The organism is Symbioplanes lichenis (assembly GCF_030709675.1).
In the GTDB taxonomy this organism is placed as follows: domain Bacteria; phylum Actinomycetota; class Actinomycetes; order Mycobacteriales; family Micromonosporaceae; genus Actinoplanes; species Actinoplanes lichenis.
The window spans coordinates 235,566-254,913 of record NZ_JAUZQD010000004.1 but is presented as its reverse complement, the minus strand read 5'-3'; the positions used below and the strand labels follow the sequence as shown (position 1 = coordinate 254,913).

The following is a 19,348-nucleotide window of genomic DNA, read 5'->3' as shown; positions in this document are numbered from 1 at the left end:
CGGGGCAGACCCCTGACGGTCAGCTTGCCCGAGTCGCGGGGGCGGCGTGGCGGAATCCGCGCGATCGGTGCTGTTTCTCAGACGCGGGCGAGCAGCTGGTCCAGGACGGCTTCGGGGGCGGGCATGGCGGCGATCTCGGCGGCCACGGCGCGGGCGGCGCCGGCGTACGAGGGGTCGCTGAGCACCTTGCCGGCCAGCGCGCCGATCTCCCCGGGCGCCGTGGCGACCAGGGCGGCGCCGGTGGCCGCGGCCCGCTCGGCGTTGACCGGCTTGTCGAGGCCGAGCGGCAGCAGGACGGACGGGAGCCCGGCGCCCAGGGTCGAGATCATCGTGCCCGCACCGGCCGCGGAGACGACCAGGTCCGACGCGTCGAGCAGGTCGCGCATCGGGACGAAGCCGACCTCGGCGACGTTCTCCCGGGCTGTTCCGGCGGCTCCGCCCGCGATCACGTTGACGTCGAGGGCGGCCACGTCGTCGACCACGGCGCGCAGGATCGCGGGGTCGTCGTGGACGGTGCCCAGGGTGATCAGGACGGTCGGGCGGTCCTCGCGGCCGGGGAACGCCGGGGGCGACCAGGGCGCGCCGTCGCCGATGTGCGGGTCGGGGCGGACGGGGAGGCGCTCGTACGGGTAGTGGTCGGTGGGGCGCACCAGGCTGTCCGGCCACGGGTCCACGTAGGCCAGGGCCGGGGTGGGGGTGGCGCCGTGCTCGGCGAAGCGCAGGGCGGCGTGGTGGGCGAACTGCTCGGCCAGCGGCGGCACGAGCGGGAGCGTGGCGCCGTGGGACACCCACGGGACGCCCAGGACGGCGGCGGCGAACTGGCCGAGATAGTCGACCAGCTCGGCGACGATCAGGTCGGGCGCGAACTGGCGGGCCGCCGCGACGGCGTCGGCCGCGCCGAGGCGCATGCGGCTGCCGATGAAGAACTCGACCGCGCCGACGGCCGGGTCCTGGAGGGCGTCGACGCCGGTGCGGCGGGTGATGTCGGCGAGCAGCTCGGCCTGGCTCGGGCCGGCGGGCAGCAGCGGCAGCGCGGGGTCGGCGCCGGCCAGCGAGGGATGGGTCAGCACGGCTGTCTCGTGCCCCGCGCGCCGGGCCGCCGCCGCGAGCGGGAGCATCGGCAGCAAGTGGCCGAACGCCGGACTGCTGGAGAAGAGGATGCGCACCAGAGTGCCCTTCTGTCGTCAGAGTGGGCTCTGTTCATCAGAGCCGACTCCAGCGAACGTAGCAGTTACGCTCCAGCGGTGACATCCGCACCGAGACGCGCCGGCCGCCGTACCGAGTACGCCCAGCTCACCCGGCAGTCCATCCTCGACGCCGCCCAGCGGCTCTTCGCCGAGCACGGCTACTTCGGCACCAAGGTCGAGGACATCGCCGCGGCCGCCCGGGTCTCGCCGGCCACCGTCTACGCGGTCGGCGGCGGGAAGAACGGATTGCTGCGGACGCTGATCCAGTCCGCCACCAGCGCCGCGGAGACCTCCGGCATCCTCGCCCGCATCGAGAGCGCCACCGACCCGCACGAGCTGCTGCGCCTGGTCGTCGGCGCCACCCGGGACGAGTTCGAGCGCTGGTCGGGCCTCATGCGCCAGGTCGTCGCCGCCGCGCCCCAGGAGCCGGGCGTGCGCCAGAGCATGGAGATCGCCCACGCCAGCCTGCGCGCCGGGCTGCAGCTGACGGCCGACCGCCTGGGCGAGCTGGACGCCTTGCGCGACGGCCTCACCCCGTCCGGCGCCACGGAGATCCTGTGGATCTACCTCTGCAACGCCGCCTGGTTCGTCCGCAGCGACGACCTCGGGTGGCCGCTCGACGAGTCCGCCGGGTGGCTCAACGCCGTGCTGCCGGACGCCCTGCTCCGCCGCTGACCCCGGCGCGCCCGCGTATGGATGCGGGCTTGTCGCGTATGGCCGCGGGCGGCGGGCGGCTCCAGACTGGACCGGGTGGACCGACACAACATCATGCGGCTGCTCGACGGGCTGGCCGGGACGCTGCTGGCACCGCTGGGCGAGCTTCGGGCGGGTGCCCACGTCGTGCAGATCGCCTGCGGCACCGGAGGGCTGAGCCTGGACCTGGCCCGGCGGCGCCCGGACCTGCGGATCACCGGGATCGACAGCAACCCCGCGGTGCTGGCGGTGGGGCGGGCGCAGGCCGCGGAGGAGGGCCTGGACGTCGACTTCCGGGAGATGTCCATGACGGCGCTGACGTTCGGCGACGGCTCGGTCGACGCGATCACGTCGCGCATGGGACTGCTGCTGCCCGGAACGGCGCCCTTCGGCGACGCGGCACGCGAGGCGCGACGGGTGCTGCGGGACGGCGGGATCCTGAGCATCGGTACGTGGAGCGAGCTCGACGGGAGCCCGTACACCCGCTTCGGTCTGGCCGTTCTGCGCGCCATCCTGCCGCCGGGGGCGGTGCCCGGCTTCGAGGCGCCGTTCGCGGAGTCGGCGCGGCCCGGCGCCCTCGAGGGGCATCTGGCCGGGGCGGGTCTGCGGGACGTCGACGGCTCGTCGTTCCGGTGGGACACGGAGTATCCGGACTTCGCGGCGTGGTGGGGGTTCGTGGCCGGGTTCGGGCCGCTCGGCGAGCTGTTCGGGGCGCTCGATCCGGACCGCCACGCCGAGGCCCGGCGGCTGATGGGCGACACGATCGCCGGCTACCGGACCGAGGCGGGCGGCTACCGTCTGCCCGCGACGGCCCGCGTGCTGACCGCCCGCGGCTGAGCAGGGTCCGCCGCGCGGGTGGGCGGTTCGCGGCGACGTTGAGGGTGACGGGCCGGGCAGGCGTCGGCCGGCGCCAAAGAGGCGCGGTCGGCGTCAAGAGGCGCGGCGGACGTCGAAAGAGGCGCGGCGGGCGTCGAAAGAGGCGCGGCGGGAGTCAGAAGAGGCGGGTCAGGGCGGCTGCGGCGGCCAGATCGGCCACGCCCTCGTGTTCGCGGCCGTGGTGGGTGCGCCAGAGGGCGGCTTCCACCGAGCGGGCGACGCACCAGGCGGCGATGCGGGCCGGGTCGAGGTCGAGTTCGGCGGCGAGCAGGGCGACGCGGTCGCGGCGGGTGGCCGGGTCGCCGATCTGCTCGATGAGGGGCCAGCAGTCGTAGGCGGGGTCGCCGATCATCGGCTTCGGGTCGATGGCGACCCAGTCCTCGCCGTCGGCTCCGGCGGCCGCGCCCCCGGCGGCGGACGACAGGATGTTGCCCGGGTTGAAGTCGCCGTGCAGGACCACTTCGCGCGGCGCCGACAGGGGCAGGTCGTGCAGCAGGCGGGCGCCCTCGGCGACCAGGCCCGGGTCATAGGCGGGGTGCAGGCGCGCCATCCGCTCGCTGACCATGTCGCCCCAGTCGGCGGCCACGTCGACCAGCGACTCGGGCGTCTCCGGGTCGTGGGCGGCCCACGCCTCGGGGACGCCGGCCGACCACAGCCGGCGCAGCACGGCCGCGGCGATGCGCAGGGCCCGCTCAGGAGACCCGGGCGAGGCGGGCGAGGAGGCGCGGGCGGCGCCCGGTGGGACGGGGGCCGGGCTGCGGGCGGCGCCCCGGGGGACGGGATCCAGGACGCGGGCGGCCAGCTGCTCGCCGGGGAGGCATCGTTCGAGGACCAGGGCGTGGCGGCTGCGGTCGTGGCGGAGGAGGCGGACCGCGCCGTGACCGTCCCAGAGGCGGAGGGCGGCGGGTTCGGCGTACATCTCGCGGTGGGGCCAGCTGATCTTGACGATGACCCCGGTGCCGTCGGCCAGGGTGGCCGGGGCGACCCAGCTGCACGAGCCGCCGTGCAGGGGTGCGCCGAGGACCAGGCCGAAGCCGTCGCGCACCTCGTCGATGAGGCGGGGCAGGTCCGCCAGCCAGCGGCGGGCCTCCGGGTTGCGGGACAGCTCCCGCACCACCGGGAGGTCGCCGGGGACGGCGGTCACCACGGCACCGGGGCGTAGTCCTTGAGGAAGCAGCCGTACACGTCCTCGCCGGCCTCGCCGCGCACGATCGGGTCGTAGACCCGGGCGGCGCCGTCGACCAGGTCGAGCGGGGCGTGGAAGCCCTCGTCGGCCAGCCGGACCTTGGTCGGGTGCGGCCGCTCGTCGGTGATCCAGCCGGTGTCGACGCTCGTCATGAGGATGCCGTCGGCGAACATGTCCTCGGCGCTCGTGCGGGTGAGCATGTTGAGCGCGGCCTTGGCCATGTTGGTGTGCGGGTGCCCGGCGCCCTTGTAGCCGCGGTGGAAGATGCCCTCCATCGCGGAGACGTTGACCACGTAGCGGCGCTTGAAGGGCGACCGGAGCATGGCCTCGCGCAGCCGGCTGACCAGGATGAACGGCGCCGTGACGTTGCAGAGCTGGACCTCGAGCAGCTCGAGCGGGAGCACCTCGTGGACCCGGTCGCTCCAGCTGTTGGTGGCGGCCAGGTCGGGCACCAGGCCGCCGGCGTCGATCGCGGTCAGGTCGGCGATCCGCTCCATGCTGGCCGAGCCGCCGGTCAGGGCCAGGGCGGTCAGCGCGTGCGGGGTGAACGCGGCGGCCTGCGCGGTGGCGGCCAGCTCGGCCCCGGCGCCGGTGAGACCGATCCCGGAGCCCGCCGGGGAGTGGTCGCCGGACTCGGTCGTGGCGGCGGCGGCCAGCGCGGCGGTGTGCGCGGACGGGCCGCCGAGATATTCGACCTCCACCGGCCCGGGATCCACGTGGTCGGACTCCGCGGCGGTGATGGCGGAATAGGAGCCGGGCGGGCGCCGGACGGTCTGCGCGGCGTTGTTGATCAGGATGTCGAGCGGGCCCCGGGCGGCCACGGACTCGGCCAGCGCCACCACCTGGGCCGGGTCGCGCAGGTCGAGCCCGACGACCCGGAGCCGGTGGAGCCAGTCGCCGCTGTCGGGCATGGCCGAGAAGCGGCGCACGGCGTCGTTGGGGAACCGCGTCGTGATCGTCGTGTGGGCGCCGTCGCGGAGCAGGCGCAGCGCGATGTACATGCCGATCTTGGCGCGGCCGCCGGTCAGCAGGGCCCGGCGCCCGGTCAGGTCGGTGCGCGCCTCCCGCTTGGCGTGGTTGCTCGCCGCGCACGCCGGGCACAGCTGGTGGTAGAACGCGTCGACCTCGGTGTAGCGCTGCTTGCAGATGTAACAGCCGCGCGGCTGCCGCAGGGTGCCGGCCGAGCGCCCGGTGGTCCCGGTGCTCAGCGGCAGCCCGGCGGTCTCGTCGTCGATCCGGCTCGGCGCCCCGGTCGCGGTGGCCGCGGTCACCGCCCGGTCGTGGGCCAGGATCGCGTCGCGGCGGTCCTTGCGGCGGCGCATCTTCACCGCCTTGAACAGCCCCGCGGTGGCGCGGCGCACGGCCAGCGCGTCGGGGTGCTCGGGGTCGAGCTCCTCGGCCTCGGCGATCACCGCCAGGCAGAGCGCGAGCCGCTCGGGGTCGATCCCCGGGGCGGCGGTCCCGTCGGTCGTCGCGGTCATCCTCGTCCTGTCAAAGTCCCGAACAGTCAGCGCGCCACGATATCCGCTGAGGCCCGGCCACCGCCAACACGGGCGATTTGTCAGTGCGGGGCCTCCTCCGAGGGGGCGGCCGGCAGCTCCAGGCGCCGGTGCGCCGGACCGAGCTGCTGCGGGACGCCCGGCGCCTGGTCGAAGGAGATCCGCGCGGGGGCGGGACCGGGCGCGGATCCGGCGAAGGGCATGTCCGGCAGCGGCGCGGATCCGGCGACCGGCATGTCCCAGGAGGCGGCGGGCGGGGGTGAGACCGGCGCCTGCCGGAAGGTGGGTTGCAGCTGGAGGCGCGGGGCCGGCGGCGCAGGCTCGGAGGAGACCTCGGCCAGGCCGGCCCGCTCCTGGAGGCGCTTGAGCGGCCCCGGCGCCCACCACGCCGCGTTCCCGAGCAGCTTGAGCACGGCCGGCACCAGCAGCATCCGGACCACCGTCGCGTCCAGCACCAGGGCGACGATCATGCCCACGCCGACGAAGCGCATGGTCGTGACGCTCGACAGCGCGAACGCCCCGGTCACCACGATGAGCAGCAGCGCCGCCGCGCTGATCACCCGGCCCGTACGCGTCAGGCCGGTCGTCACCGCCTCCTCGGTCGACGCGCCGCGGCCCCGGGCCTCGACCATCCGGGACAGCAGGAACACCTCGTAGTCGGTCGACAGCCCGAACACCACCGCGGCCATCAGCACGACGATGCCCGCCTCGGGCGGCGCCGGCGTGACGTTCAGCAGCCCCGCCCCGTGGCCGTCCTGGAAGATCCAGACCAGCACCCCGAACGTGGCGCTCAGGCTCAGCGCGCTCATCACCACGGCCTTGACCGGCAGCAGCACCGAGCCGAAGGCCAGGAACATGAGCAGCAGCGTCGCCCCGGCGAGCAGCCCGATCATGGCGGGCAGCCGGTCGGCCGTGGCGGCGAGGCTGTCGAGGTTGCGGGCCGTGGCGCCGCCCACGAGCAGCTCCGTCGCGGCGGGCGGGCGCACGTCGCGGATCTCCCGCACGACGTCCCGCGCGTCGGTGCTGTACGGATCCTGGTTGATCAAAGTCGCCGTGTACGTGATCACCGTGCCCCGCGCCCCGGACGGCGTCACCGTGTCGATGCCGTGCATGTTGTTGAGCCGGTCGGCGAACGCGGCGGCGCCCTCCTTGGACGGGGCGAACCCGCCGGTGCCCCGCAGCACGACCTGCACGCCGGCGCTGCTGAGCGCCGGGAAGTCGGACTTGAGCGTCTCCACGGCGACCCGGGCGGGATCGCCCTCGGGCAGCACCCGCTCGTCGTTCTCGCCGAACTGCACGCCCCGGATCGGCGCGGCCAGCACGAGCAGCCCCGCGAGGATCGGCAGCGCCACGAGCACCGGGCGGCGCAGCACCAGCCGGGCGAGGCGGGCCCAGCCCGTACCCTCGGCGCCCGCGGCACGCTTGCGGCGCGGAAGGCGTACGGGCAGCTTGTCGACCCGGTGACCCAGGACGGCCAGGAGCGCGGGCAGCAGGGTGAGCGACAGGATCGCCGCGAGCGCGACGGCCGCCAGGCCGCCGTAGGCGAGCGACTTGAGGAAGCCCTGCGGGAAGAGCAGCAGGCCGGCCAGCGCGGTCATGAGCAGGGTCGCCGAGAAGACGACGGTACGCCCGGCGGTGCCCACGGTCCGCGCCACCGCGAGGTGCGGGGCGGAGCCGGCGGCCAGCTCCTCGCGGAAGCGCCCGACCATGAACAGCCCGTAGTCGATGGCCATGCCCAGCCCGAGGAGGCTGGCCACGTTGACGGCGAAAGAGTTGACGTCGTGCGTGTGCGAGACGGCGTGGAGTACCCCGAGCGAGCCGAGCACCGCGCACCCGCCGACCAGCACGGGCAGGGCCGCGGCCACCAGCGAGCCGAAGATGAACAGCAGCAGCACCAGCACGATCGGCAGCGAGATCGCCTCGGCGAAGGCCAGGTCCTCGGTCGACCGGCTCGCGGACGCGTCGGCCAGCGGCGCGGCCCCGGAGAGCTGCACGTCCAGCCCGGTCACGGCCAGCCGGTCCTTGATCTCCTGGTACGCGTCCAGCTTCGCCCCGTCGTCCGCCCCGGCCAGCGTGAGCACCATGACCGCGCTCCGGCCGTCGGCGGACGCGAACTGCGGCGCCCGGTCCGGCCAGTAGCCGGCGACGCCCGCCACGGCCGACTTCGGCAACGCCGACAGCGTGCTCGTGACGCGCTGGCCGACCGCCGGCTCCTCGATCGAGCCGGTGACAGGCCGGTACACCGCGACGACGTCCCCGGCCGTCGCCCCCAGCTCCCGCGCCACCACCTCCGCGGCCCGGCTCGACTCGCTGCCGGGGTCGCCGTAGCCACCCTCGGTCAGCCGGTCGAAGACGCCCAGGCCCCACACCCCGGCGGAGACGACCGCGACGAGCGCGACCGCCAGCACCGGCAGGCGGAACCGGGCCACCCAAGATCCCCACCCGGCGAACAACTGATCCCCTTTTCGGTTGTGCCCTGCTCGCGGCGTGTGCGGGTCCCCACTCGCCCGGCCGCGGTCGTTCCTAGCGCAGCGTGGCCGCCTCGAGGGCGACGCCGCCGCAGTCGTCGTCGAAGGACGCGTCGGTGGTCCAGGTCAGGGTGAGCTTGCCGGCCTTGGGCGCGCGGTACGTGATCACGTACGCCGTCGTGGCGAGGTTGTTCCCGCTCTGGGTGAACGTGGCGGTGCCCACCGGCCCGCCCGTCGACAGCTTGGCCGTCAGCTTGCCGCGGGCCGCGACCGCCCCGACGTACAGCTTGAGGGTGCGGCTGGTCGTCCCGGCCGGCGCCGACAGGGTGAAGCCGTTGCCCTTGTCGCAGGTGCGGATGCCGGTGGGCGTGCCGTCGGAGTGCTCGACCGGGCTGCCGCCGTCCCAGCGGAAGCGCTGCGGGCTCAGGCCGTGCCGGAAGCGCGGCGCGGTCGGCGCGCCCTCGAGGATGGCGAAGTCGCCGCCGTCCTTGCGCTCGAGCGAGAAGGTGCCCTCCTGCCCCCAGTGCACCCAGTCCCGGCTGCCCTCGGCGCCGAGGTCGACCAGCCCCGCGATGCCCGCCCGCGTCACCGAGACCGAGCCCGGGAACGGCGTCGGCCGCTCCTTGCGCGACGGCGGCGTGGTGGGCCGGGTCGTCGGCGGGGTGCTGAAGCTCGGGGTGGGCGTGGGCGTGTCGCTCTCGAGGGGGATGGGGAACTGCGACGCGGGGGGCGGGTCGAGCGGCACGTCCGGGAGCGCGGGTGGCTGTGGCTGCGGGAGCGCGGCGGTGTCGTCCTGGCCGAGGTGGCTGATGACGAAGCCGCCGGCCACCACGACGAGCACCCCGGCGAGGATGACGGTGGCGGGCAGCAGATAGTCGGTCAGGTGCCGGCGGCGGTCCTCGAGCAGCGCCGCCGGGACGGCCTTGGCGCGGCGCCCGGTGGTCCGCCCGGTGTAGGGGTCCTCCGGCACCGCGGTCCTCCCGGTCGTCCTGATCGTCAGTGGCGCAGTCACCTGCGGGAGTACACGCTCTCACCTTCAGTGAGTGACGGAGAAGAGCGAATTGAGTAACCGTCCCCGGGGGAGGTGGGGTGATCGGCGGTTCGGCGGAGAGTCACCGCGGGACGGCGAGTACCGTGTCCGAAGTTTCCCCCGTGTCCCCTCCCGAGCCGTCCGACAGGAGATCCGAACCGATGAGTGTCCAGGACAAGACCGCCGGCAAGCGCCGGAGCCAGGCGCTGCTGGGTGCGCTCGCGGGCGTCGCCGTGATCGTCGTGCTCGTGGCCGTCTTCGTCGGCGTCCAGCTGTCGGACGACGACTCCACCTCCACGGCCGCCCCGGCCCCCGCGGCGCCGTCGGCGGCCGCGCCGTCCCCGGAGGCTTCCGCGGAGCCTGTTCCCCCGGCGGGAGACCCGAGCGCCCCGACCGGCGAGATCGACCCCGCCCTGCAGCAGAAGCCCGACGTGAAGGCGGGCGGCACCAAGCGGCTCACCGAGCTGGTCGTCACCCCGATCATCGAGGGCAAGGGCCCGAAGGTCACCGCCGGTCAGACCATCCAGGCCAACTACATCGGCGTCACCTACGCCGACGGCAAGCAGTTCGACTCGTCCTGGGACCGCGGCCAGCCCGCCGTCTTCCCGGTCGGCGCCGGCCAGCTGATCCAGGGCTGGGACCAGGGCCTGGTGGGCGTGCCGGTGGGCAGCCGGGTCCAGCTCGACATCCCGGCCGAGCTCGGCTACGGCGAGAACCCGACCGGCGGCCAGCCCGGCGGCGACCTCCGCTTCGTCGTGGACATCCTGGCCGCGCAGTAAAGACGCCGCGGGACATCGCACGTCTTGACGACTTCTGTCCCGGTCCGATGTGGACGTACGACATCCGTTGATCGGCTGGATTCGCGCGGCTCTGTCATTCAGGCGACAGAGCCGCGCGGGCCGGGTTCCGATGCTTCCCCCAGGACCTTCGGGGGAGGGGATCGCGTGCGCCGGTTCAGGTCGCTTCTGATCGTCACACTCGTCGCCGCGGGGCTCGCCGTGCCCGGGGCCGGACCGGCCGCCGCGGACGCGTGTGCGCCGCTGGTCAATCCGGTCGCCTGCGAGAACAGCAAACCCGGGACGCCCGCGAGCACCTGGGACGTCTCCGGGGCGGGCAGCGCGAGCGTGCAGGGCTTCAGTACGCAGATCAGCGTCACCCCCGGCGAGACGGTCAACTTCAAGATCAGTTCGTCGGCCGCCTCCTACCGGGTCGACATCTACCGGATGGGTTACTACGGCGGCGCCGGGGCGCGGCTCGTCGCGTCGGTGAATCCCGTCGGGCGCCAGACGCAGCCCGCGTGTCAGAGTCAGGCTTCCACCGGCCTGGTCGACTGCGGCAACTGGGCGGTCTCCGCGTCGTGGCCGGTGCCCGCCACGGCCGTCTCCGGCATCTACTTCGCCCGGCCCACGCGCACCGACGGCACCTCGGGCGCGAGCCACATCCCGTTCGTGGTGCGCGACGACGCGAGCCACTCCGACGTCGTCTTCCAGACCTCCGACACCACCTGGCAGGCCTACAACCAGTACGGCGGCAACAGCCTGTACGTGGGTTCGCCCGCCGGCCGGGCGTACAAGGTCAGCTACAACCGCCCGTTCGGCACGCGCGGCACCGGGGCCGAGGACTTCGTCTTCAACGCCGAGTACCCGATGGTCCGCTGGCTGGAGGCCAACGGCTACGACGTGAGCTACATCGCCGGCGCCGACACCGACCGCGCCGGGACCCTGCTGCGCAACCACCGGGCGTTCCTGTCGGTGGGCCACGACGAGTACTGGTCGGGGCAGCAGCGGGCGAACGTCGAGGCCGCCCGGGACGCCGGCGTCCACCTGGCGTTCTTCAGCGGCAACGAGGTGTTCTGGAAGACGCGCTGGGAGAACGACCACCGGACGCTGGTCTGTTACAAGGAGACGCACGCGAACGGGAAGATCGACCCCACCGCGGCGTGGACCGGCTCGTGGCGGGACCCCCGATTCAGCCCGCCCGCCGACGGCAACCGCCCGGAGAATGCGCTCACCGGGACGATCTTCAAGGTCAACGCGGGGACGGTCAGCCTGCGGGTGCCCGCGGCGGACGGCAAGATGCGGTTCTGGCGCGGCACGTCGGTCGCCACGCAGGCCGCCGGCGCCACCGCGACGCTGGGCAGCGGCACGGTCGGCTACGAGTGGGACGAGGACGCCGACAACGGGGTACGCCCCCGAGGGCTGATCAGGTTGTCCACGACCACCGCCTCCGGGCTCGACGTGCTGCAGGACTACGGGTCCACGTACGCCACGGGCAGCGCGACCCACAACCTGACGCTCTATCGCGTACCCGGTGGCGCCCTGGTCTTCGGCGCCGGAACCGTGCAGTGGTCCTGGGGCCTGGACAGCTCCCACGACCGTGGCTCCGGGGCGGCCAGCACCCCGATGCGCCAGGCGACCGTCAACCTGCTGGCGGACATGGGCGTGCAGCCGGGCACCCTCCAGCCGGGCCTGACCGCGGCGACGGCCTCCACCGACACCACCGGGCCGGCCGCCACGATCAACGCGCTCACCCCGCAGGTGGGCTCGCCGGTCACCATCTCCGGCACGGCGACGGACAGCGGCGGGGGCGTGACCGGGGGCGTCGAGGTCTCCACCGACGACGGTGCCAGCTGGCATCCGGCCGTGGGGCGCGGCGCGTGGACGTACGCGTGGCGGCCCGGCAGTGCCGGCCCGGTCACCGTGCGGGCCCGCGCGACGGACGACAGCGGCAACGTCGGTGCTGAGGCGTCGCGTGTGGTGACTGTCACCACTCGCACCTGTCCCTGCAGCATCTGGAGCGCGGACATTGTCCCGGCTATCCCGGCCGACCCGGACACCGCGGGCACGGAGGTCGGCACCGCGTTCCACTCGGACGTCGCGGGCCGGGTCACCGGGATCCGGTTCTACAAGAGCGCCACCAACACGGGTACGCACACCGGCCACCTCTGGTCGGGCGACGGCGACCTGCTCGCGACGGTCACGTTCGCCGGCGAGTCGGCGTCCGGCTGGCAGCAGGCGACCCTCGCGACGCCCGTCACGTTGACCCCGGACACCTCGTACGTCGTCTCCTACTACGCCCCGAACGGCCATTACGCCGCGGATGTCGGCATGTTCGCCTCCGGTGGCGTCGACAACGCACCGCTGCACGCGACCGACGGCTTCTACCGCTACGGCACGGGTTTTCCGACCGAGGTGTGGGAGAGCGCCGGGTACTACGCCGACGTCGTCTTCGAGGCGGCGCCGTGAGAATCCTCGCCGTCCTCCTGCTGGCGACCGGTTTCCTCGTCGCCCCGGCCGCCGCTCCCTGTCCCTGCACCATCTGGCCGGTGAGCGCCGCGCCCGCCAACCCCGCCGACCCGGACACCGCCGCCGTCGAGCTCGGCCTCAAGTTCCGCTCGGACACCGACGGGTACGTGACCGGGGTCCGCTTCTGGAAGAGCACCGGCAACACGGGTACGCACACCGGCCGCCTGTGGTCGGCGGCCGGCACGCAGCTCGCGACCGTCACCTTCACCGGCGAGTCGGCGTCCGGCTGGCAGACCGCCACGTTCGCCGATCCCGTGGCGGTCAGCGCGAACACCACGTACGTCGTCTCCTACCTCGCCCCGAACGGCCGGTACGCCAGCGACGAGGGCGCCTTCGCGACGGCCGGCGTCGATAACGCGCCCCTGCACGCGCTGCAGGACGGCGGCGTCTACCGCTACGGGGGCGGCTTCCCGGCCGAGACGTGGCAGTCGTCGAACTACTGGGTCGATGTCGTCTTCGACACGATGGCCGTCGACACGATCGCGCCGACCGTCACGAGCCGCACCCCGGCGCCCGGGTCGGTGGTCGCCGCGACGACCCCGATCAGTGCCACCTTCAGCGAGCCGGTGAGCGGCGCCACGCTGACGGTGGCCGGGGTGCCGGGCACGACGAGCTACGACACGGCCACGCTGACGGCCACGTTCACGCCGTCGGCGCCACTGGCGTGGTCGAGTGCGTACACGGTGACGGCGAGCGGGGCCACCGACCCGGCCGGCAATGTCATGACCCCGGTCACGTGGAGCTTCACCACCTCGGCGCCACCACCGCCGCCGCCCGACCAGGGTCCCGGCGGCCCTATCCTCATCGTCAAGCCGTCCGCCGGGTTCACCCCGTTCCTGGCCGAGGTCCTGCGCACCGAGGGCCTCAACGAGTTCGCCACGGCCGAGCTGTCCACGGTCACCGCCGCCACCCTCAGCCAGTACGACGTCGTGCTGCTCGGCCGCAGCGTGCTCACCGGCGCGCAGGCCACCATGTTCCGGACCTGGGTCGAGGGCGGCGGCCGGCTGATCACCTTCCGCCCGGACGTCCAGCTGACCGGGCTTCTCGGGCTGACCGGCCCGAACAACGTCGCCCTCGACGGCTATCTCCAGGTCGACACCACTCAGGCGCCCGGCACGGGCATCACCGGGCAGGCGATCCAGTACCACGGCGCCGCCGACCGGTACGGGCTCGACGGCGCCCGGGCGATCGCCATGCTCACGAGCGGCGGCGGCCCGGCCGTGACCGTGCGCGACGTGGGCAGCAACGGCGGCCGGGCGGCGGCGTTCACCTACGACCTGGCGTACTCGCTGGTGCTCACCCGGCAGGGCAACATCAACTGGGACGGGCAGGAACGCGACGGCGCCTCGCCGCGGCGCTCCGACGACCTGTTCTTCGGCGGCCCGAACGCCACCGACTGGATCGACCTGACCAAGGTCGCCGTGCCCCAGGCCGACGAGCAGCAGCGGCTGCTGGCCAACCTGATCGGCGAGATGACCCGGGACCGCAAGCCGCTGCCGAAGTTCTGGTACTTCCCGCGCAGCCTCAAGGCGGTCGTCGTCGCGACCGGGGACGACCACGCCACCGGCGGCACCGCGGGCCGCTTCGACCAGTACGCCGCCAACAGCCCGGCCAACTGCGTCGCCGACGAGTGGCAGTGCGCCCGCTACACCTCCTACGTCTTCCCGAACACCCCGCTGTCCAACACCCGCGCGGCCTCCTACCAGTCGCGCGGCTTTGAGGTCGCGCTGCACGTCAACACCAACTGCGCCGACTACACCGCCTCCTCGATCAATGGCTTCTACACCAACCAGCTCGCCACGTGGCGGGCGAAGTACACGAGCGTGCCCGCGCCGGTGACCAACCGGACGCACTGCATCGCCTGGTCGGACTGGTCGAGCCAGGCGAGCACCGCGGCGGCCCGCGGCATCCGGCTCGACACGAACTACTACTACTGGCCCGGCCCGTGGGTCGCCGACCGGCCGGGCTTCATGACCGGCTCGGGGATGCCGATGCGCTTCGCCGGCCCCACGGGCGGGCTGATCGACGTCTACCAGGCCGCGACCCAGATGACCGACGAGTCCGGCCAGAGCTACCCGTTCACGGTCGACACGCTGCTCGACCGGGCGCTCGGCGCGGAGGGCTACTACGGCGCGTTCACCGCCAACATGCACACCGACCTGGCCACCGAGCACGAGAGCGACGAGCTGCTCGCCTCGGCCCAGGAGCGCGGGGTGCCGATCGTCAGCGCCAGGCAGTTGCTCACCTGGCTCGACGGGCGCAACGGGTCGTCGTACTCGGGCATCTCCTGGTCCGGCCAGAGCCTGACGTTCACGGTCGGCGTGGGTGCGGGCGCGACCGGGCTGACCGGCATGGTCCCGACCGCGGGGCCGGGCGGGCGGGGGCTCACCGCGCTGGATCGGGCGGGGACGCCGGTCGCCTGGACCCGGACCACGATCAAGGGCGTCGAGTACGCGATGTTCCCGGCCGCCGCGGGCACGTACCTCGCGTCCTACTCGCCCGCCGCCGCCCGTCCCCGCGCGTCGGCCCCCCGGCCCGTTCCGGCCGCCCCGGACGACTCGCCCCCGGTCGCCTCGGAGGTGGCCGTGACGCCGTGGCCGGACGGCACGGCCGAGGTGTCCTGGGCCACGAACGAGTCCGCCGCCGCGACGCTGCTCGCCGGCGCGACCCCGGACACCCTCGCCGACTGGCCGGCCGACCTCCGCGGCCGCGAGCACCGCGCGGTGGTGACCGGCCTCGAGCCCGGCGCGACGTACTACTACCGCATCCGCAGCACCGACGCGGCCGGCAACGTGACCCTCCGCCCGCCGGCCGGCAGCCCCCCGGCGTCGTTCGTCGCCTCGGCCCTGGGCGTGGCCGACCACTCCGTCGCGGGCTGGGGCGCCGGCCGCGCCGCCGGCGTCACGGTCACCGGCGACGGCGTGGCGGGCCCCGGCGCCCTGACGTCGCGGATCCTCGACGCGGGGCAGGTCGTCACGTGGGACCGGCTCGTCCACCGGGCGTCCGGGGAAGGAGTGCGGCTCCTCGTCCGTACGGGGGACACGCCGGTCCCCGGCGCCGGCTGGACCGCCTGGGGCCCCGCGCCCACCGGCCGCTCCCGCTACGCCCAGTACCGCGCCGACCTCCCCGCCGGCGCGACCCTGACCGGCGTGGGTGTCACCAGCGACGCCAAGCCCTTGGATCCGCCCACGGAGACCGGCGGCTGACGGGAGTGATGAGTTTCCGCGGCCGCGGCCGTCTTACCTGTGTGACGGACATGAGGACGCGGGAGGATGACGGGATGACTGCGGAGACGCGGCCGGCCGAGCCGGACATCAGCGGGCTGGCCGAGCGCTACCGGCGGGAGCTGCACGTGCACTGCTACCGGATGCTCGGCTCGTTCGAGGACGCCGAGGACACGGTGCAGGAGACGTTCCTGCGGGCGTGGCGGCGGCGGGAGACCTATGCCGGGCGGTCGACGGCGCGGGCCTGGCTCTATCGGATCGCCACCAACGCGTGCCTGGACCTGCTGGCCAAGGTACGCCCGGAGCCCGCGACCGGCGGGGAGGTGCTCTGGCTGCAGCCCTATCCGGACCAGCTGCTCGACGAGCCGGAGGCCGCCGCCCTCGCGCGGGAGACGATCGAGCTGGCCTACGTGGTCGCCGTCCAGCATCTCGCGCCGCGGCCGCGGGCCGTGCTGATTTTGCGGGACGTGCTCGACTGGCCCGCGAAGGATGTCGCCGACCTGCTCGGGGACTCGGTCAACTCGGTGAACAGCGCGCTGCAGCGGGCCCGCGCGGGCATGCGGGAGCACCTTCCGGCCGAGCGGCAGGACTGGACCGGTGACACGGGCGACGCGGCGACGCGCGAGCTGGTGCGGCGCTTCACCGACGCCAGCCTGGCCAAGGACGTCGACCGGCTGGCCGCGATGCTGCGCGACGACGTGCGCTGCTCGATGCCGCCGACGCCGGGCCTGACCGCCGGCCGGGACACCGTGGTGCGCGACTGGGTCCAGGACGGCTTCGCGGAGCTGGGGGAGCTGCGCGCCGTGCCCACCTCGGCGAACCGGCAGCCCGCCGTCGCCTTCTATCTGTGGCGGGAGGCGGAGGGCGTCTTCCTGCCGCTGACGCTCGACGTGCTGCGCGTCGAGGGCGGGGCGATCGCGGAGATCACCACGTTCCACGCCGACCGGTTCGCGCGGTTCGGGCTGCCGGAGCGCTTGGAGTCCTAAAGCTCCCGGACGATGACGTCGGCCTGACGGGTGGCGCCCGGGCGTTCCTCCACGGTCCACTTGAGGTCGCGCAGGGCGTCGAGCACCTCGTCCACGGACGTGGGAGCGGCGCCCGCCATGGCCAGGGAGCGGACGATGCGCCCCTTGGTGGCCTTGTTGAAGTGGCTCACGACGGAGCGCTTCGGCGTACCGTCGACGATCTTCTCGTGCAGGACCCGCAGCGCGACCGCCTGCGGGCCCGGCGCCCACATCGCGGCATAGGCGCCGCTGCGCAGGTCCAGGATCGGGCCCTGGTCCGGCAGTGCGGTGGTCAGGGCCTTCTTCCAGTACGGGGTCAGCCCGCCCAGCCCGGGCAGGGTGACCCCGGCCGAGCAACGGTACGCGGGAATGCGGTCGGTGAGCCGCACCACGCCCCAGAGCCCGGAGAAGACGACGGCCCGCTCGTCCACCCACGCGCGCGCCCCGGCGGCCAGCCCGGCGTGGTCGAGCGCCTCGTAGAGCACCCCGCTGTAGACCTCGGCGGCGGGCGCGGCGGGCGCGGTGGCGAGCGTGGCATTGCGCTCCAGCTCGCCGCGCTGACCGGCGCTCAGCCCCAGGACCGTCAGGGAGTCCGCGATCGCCTTGGCGCTGGTGCGCCTGCTCAGCGCGACGAGCTTGCTCAGCACCCGCTTGCGGGCGGGGGCGAGGCGGGGCAGCCAGAGCGCGGCCGGGTCGGCGGGGGCGCCGGCAACGGGGGCGGACTTGCCCTCGGAGGGCGGGAGCAGGATGAGCACGTCCGCAGACGCTACCGCCCGGGCACTCCGGCGAGGGCGTCGGCCACCGTCGGATAGACCTGCAGCGCGTCCGCGAGGCCCACGGTCTGGAGCAGGCCGTGCAGCCACTCGCTCGGGGAGGCGAGCCGGACCCAGCCGCCGACCGCCCGGGCGCGGTTGTGGGCGAGCACGAAGGAGCTCAGGCCCGTGGAGTCGCAGAACTCCACGCCGGCCAGGTCGACCACGATGCGGGGCACCGGGCGGTCGAGGACCTGGCCGAGGGTGGTGTCGAGGACGGGCGCGGAGTCGAGGTCGAGATTGCCGCGGACGGTCACCACGACCGAGTCGTCCGGGTTGCCGATGACGCTCACGTGCACCGGGGGCCTCCTGCCGTCGCGCTGGGAGACCTCTCCGTGCCCACTCAGGGGCGGCTCGGAACCTGCGGGACGGTGATCGTTGTGCGGACCGTCGCCTGGTCGATCTCGGTGGTGCGGACGGTGAAGCTGATCTCGTACGTGCCGGGCAGCGGGAACGTCAGCGAGCCCATCGCGTCGTTACGCGGCGTGAGCGGGAGCATCGGCTCGGAGACCGGCTCGAGGTCCTGGTCCTTGAGCCGGGTGGTCACGGTCCACTCCGGCGCCGCGAGAGGCTTGCCCTCCGGCGTGTACGTGAACGCGTGCACCGTGTTGAACTCGCCGATCTCGACCGGATAGATGTCGTACTGGAGGGTGAACAGGTCGGAGGACAGCGTCGACGACACGCCCTTGGTCGCCGGGGCCTCGCGGTCCGCCACCTCGTTGCGGCCGGGCGTGGTCTGCACGAGCACCGCGCTCAGGCCGAGCACCACCACGGTCGCCGCGACCTCGATGCCGACCGTGCGGCGCAGCGTCCCGGGCCCGGCCGTGACGACGCGTGACCGCCGGACGAAGCGGTGGGCGAGGGCGGCGACACCCAGCACGGCGGCGAGGACGGCGACCTTGACGAGCAGCAGGCGCCCGTACGCGGTGGTGGCCAGCGCCCCGACCGACCCGACCTGGACGACGGCCTGCACCACCCCCGCGCCGGCCAGCCACACCACGGACAGCCCCGCCCAGCGCGACCACGTGGGGAGGATCTTGCCGAGGACGCGCGGGTGCGCCCGGCGCAGCAGGAAGACCGACAGCGTGACGAGCCCGCCGAGCCACACGGCCATGGCGGCGATGTGCACCACGTCGGCGGCGACGATCACCCCGCGCAGCGGCGACTCGTTGGCGTGCCCGGTCAGCGGCCAGGTGGCGAACCCGCCCGCGGCCAGGACGAGCAGCGTGACGGACCGCCACCGGCCCGGGGCCCCGCGCAGGACCGGCGGGATCAGGGCGGCGGCGACGGCGAGGACGGCGAGGCGGGCGGTCAGGGTCAGGCCGAACGGGCTTGCGAGCACATCGGCCAGCTCGACCGCCGAGACGTTCCCGAGGGCGGCGCCGCTGGTGGCGGGCGCCTGCGTCCACAGCTGGCCCAGGGTCGCCCCGGCGGTGAGGACCAGACCCGCGCGGACCAGGCGGATCGGCCCCCGGCGGGCGAGCCGGCGGGGCCAGAGGAGGGCGAGCATCAGGGCCGGGCCCACGGTCAGCGTCAGGCCGGCGTACCCGAGGAAGCGCAGGACCGGGCCCGCGGCCTCGACCGACGGGTGCACTCCGGTGGGGTCTGACTCCGCGGGGCGCGCCGAGGGCGCCCCGACCGAGAAGGTCATCGCGCCACCCACCGGATGGCTGTCGGCGGAGACGATGCGATAACTGACCAGGTACGTGCCCAGGGGCCGGTCGGCCGTCCGGATCGCGATCCGCAGCAGCGGCCCCTCCGCGCGCACGTCGCCGGTGATGCGCTTGCCGTCCGGGGCGAGCACCTGCGTGCGGCTCGGCACGGCGCCGATGTTCTCGGTGAACCGGATCACGATCTCCGCCGGCGCGCTCCGGACCACGCTGCCCGGTTCCGGGACGGCCGTCGCGAGCGCCGCGTGGGCACTCGCCGGGGCCGCCGGGATCAGCAGCGTGCTCAGCGCCACCAGCAGCAGAACAATGACGCGGTGCAGCCGCGGACCCCCTGTCACAGTATGTAGTTCGGATGGCGGGTGCGAATGGTTCAAGCAGGGTAGGGCACAGATAC

At 74.2% G+C, this 19,348-nt stretch carries 14 protein-coding genes; 6 read left to right on the top strand and 8 right to left on the bottom strand.

The window, feature by feature from the left end; translation table 11 throughout:
* Positions 1 to 77: 77 nt before the first annotated feature.
* The gene (locus RAN62_RS11375; RefSeq protein WP_305784526.1) at positions 78 to 1,166 is read right to left on the bottom strand and encodes a glycosyltransferase; all 1,089 of its coding nucleotides are present in this window, start codon (positions 1,164 to 1,166) and stop codon (positions 78 to 80) included.
* Positions 1,167 to 1,244: 78 nt separating this feature from the next.
* Between RAN62_RS11375 and RAN62_RS11370 the strand changes: the two genes are divergently transcribed.
* Together RAN62_RS11370 and RAN62_RS11365 are read left to right on the top strand one after the other, a co-directional pair.
* The gene (locus RAN62_RS11370) at positions 1,245 to 1,862 is read left to right on the top strand and encodes a TetR/AcrR family transcriptional regulator (protein WP_305784525.1); all 618 of its coding nucleotides are present in this window, start codon (positions 1,245 to 1,247) and stop codon (positions 1,860 to 1,862) included.
* A 75-nt stretch (positions 1,863 to 1,937) separates the two neighbouring features.
* Positions 1,938 to 2,717 (top strand): class I SAM-dependent methyltransferase, encoded by a 780-nt coding sequence (locus RAN62_RS11365; RefSeq protein ID WP_305784524.1) that lies wholly within the window; start codon positions 1,938 to 1,940, stop codon positions 2,715 to 2,717.
* A 154-nt stretch (positions 2,718 to 2,871) separates the two neighbouring features.
* Here RAN62_RS11365 and RAN62_RS11360 read toward each other — a convergent pair whose 3' ends face one another.
* From RAN62_RS11360 to RAN62_RS11345, 4 genes are all read right to left on the bottom strand, one after another.
* Complete coding sequence (locus RAN62_RS11360; RefSeq protein ID WP_305784523.1) at positions 2,872 to 3,900, bottom strand: aminoglycoside phosphotransferase family protein; 1,029 nt, start codon at positions 3,898 to 3,900, stop codon at positions 2,872 to 2,874.
* The gene (locus RAN62_RS11355) at positions 3,897 to 5,423 is read right to left on the bottom strand and encodes an SDR family NAD(P)-dependent oxidoreductase (protein ID WP_305784522.1); all 1,527 of its coding nucleotides are present in this window, start codon (positions 5,421 to 5,423) and stop codon (positions 3,897 to 3,899) included. Before RAN62_RS11355 ends, RAN62_RS11360 begins: the two co-directional genes overlap by 4 nt.
* Before the next feature lie 80 nt (positions 5,424 to 5,503).
* A complete protein-coding gene (locus tag RAN62_RS11350; protein WP_305784521.1) occupies positions 5,504 to 7,870 on the bottom strand; it encodes an MMPL family transporter in 2,367 nt (788 codons plus the stop codon).
* A 94-nt stretch (positions 7,871 to 7,964) separates the two neighbouring features.
* Positions 7,965 to 8,921 (bottom strand): hypothetical protein, encoded by a 957-nt coding sequence (locus RAN62_RS11345; RefSeq protein ID WP_305784520.1) that lies wholly within the window; start codon positions 8,919 to 8,921, stop codon positions 7,965 to 7,967.
* Positions 8,922 to 9,100: 179 nt separating this feature from the next.
* On the opposite strand from RAN62_RS11345, the gene RAN62_RS11340 reads away from it, so the two are divergent.
* From RAN62_RS11340 to RAN62_RS11325, 4 genes are all read left to right on the top strand, one after another.
* Complete coding sequence (locus RAN62_RS11340; protein WP_305784519.1) at positions 9,101 to 9,718, top strand: FKBP-type peptidyl-prolyl cis-trans isomerase; 618 nt, start codon at positions 9,101 to 9,103, stop codon at positions 9,716 to 9,718.
* A gap of 165 nt (positions 9,719 to 9,883) precedes the next feature.
* The gene (locus RAN62_RS11335; RefSeq protein WP_305784518.1) at positions 9,884 to 12,184 is read left to right on the top strand and encodes a N,N-dimethylformamidase beta subunit family domain-containing protein; all 2,301 of its coding nucleotides are present in this window, start codon (positions 9,884 to 9,886) and stop codon (positions 12,182 to 12,184) included.
* A complete protein-coding gene (locus tag RAN62_RS11330; RefSeq protein WP_305784517.1) occupies positions 12,181 to 15,450 on the top strand; it encodes a DUF4082 domain-containing protein in 3,270 nt (1,089 codons plus the stop codon). The genes RAN62_RS11335 and RAN62_RS11330 overlap by 4 nt, the downstream gene beginning before the upstream one ends.
* Before the next feature lie 74 nt (positions 15,451 to 15,524).
* Positions 15,525 to 16,454 carry an RNA polymerase subunit sigma-70 gene (locus tag RAN62_RS11325; protein WP_305784516.1) on the top strand — a complete coding sequence of 310 codons (930 nt, stop codon included), beginning with the start codon at positions 15,525 to 15,527 and terminating at the stop codon, positions 16,452 to 16,454.
* On the opposite strand, the gene RAN62_RS11320 is transcribed toward RAN62_RS11325, so the two are convergent.
* From RAN62_RS11320 to RAN62_RS11310, 3 genes are read right to left on the bottom strand one after another with little or no spacing between them, the layout of a single operon-like run.
* The gene (locus RAN62_RS11320) at positions 16,451 to 17,227 is read right to left on the bottom strand and encodes a YaaA family protein (protein ID WP_305784515.1); all 777 of its coding nucleotides are present in this window, start codon (positions 17,225 to 17,227) and stop codon (positions 16,451 to 16,453) included. The two genes, RAN62_RS11325 and RAN62_RS11320, sit on opposite strands and share 4 nt — an antisense overlap.
* 11 nt (positions 17,228 to 17,238) lie before the next feature.
* Positions 17,239 to 17,583 (bottom strand): STAS domain-containing protein, encoded by a 345-nt coding sequence (locus RAN62_RS11315; RefSeq protein ID WP_305784514.1) that lies wholly within the window; start codon positions 17,581 to 17,583, stop codon positions 17,239 to 17,241.
* Between the two features lie 44 nt (positions 17,584 to 17,627).
* Entirely contained in the window at positions 17,628 to 19,292 is a 1,665-nt protein-coding gene (locus RAN62_RS11310) for a copper resistance CopC/CopD family protein (protein WP_305784513.1), read from the bottom strand.
* Positions 19,293 to 19,348: the final 56 nt, after the last annotated feature.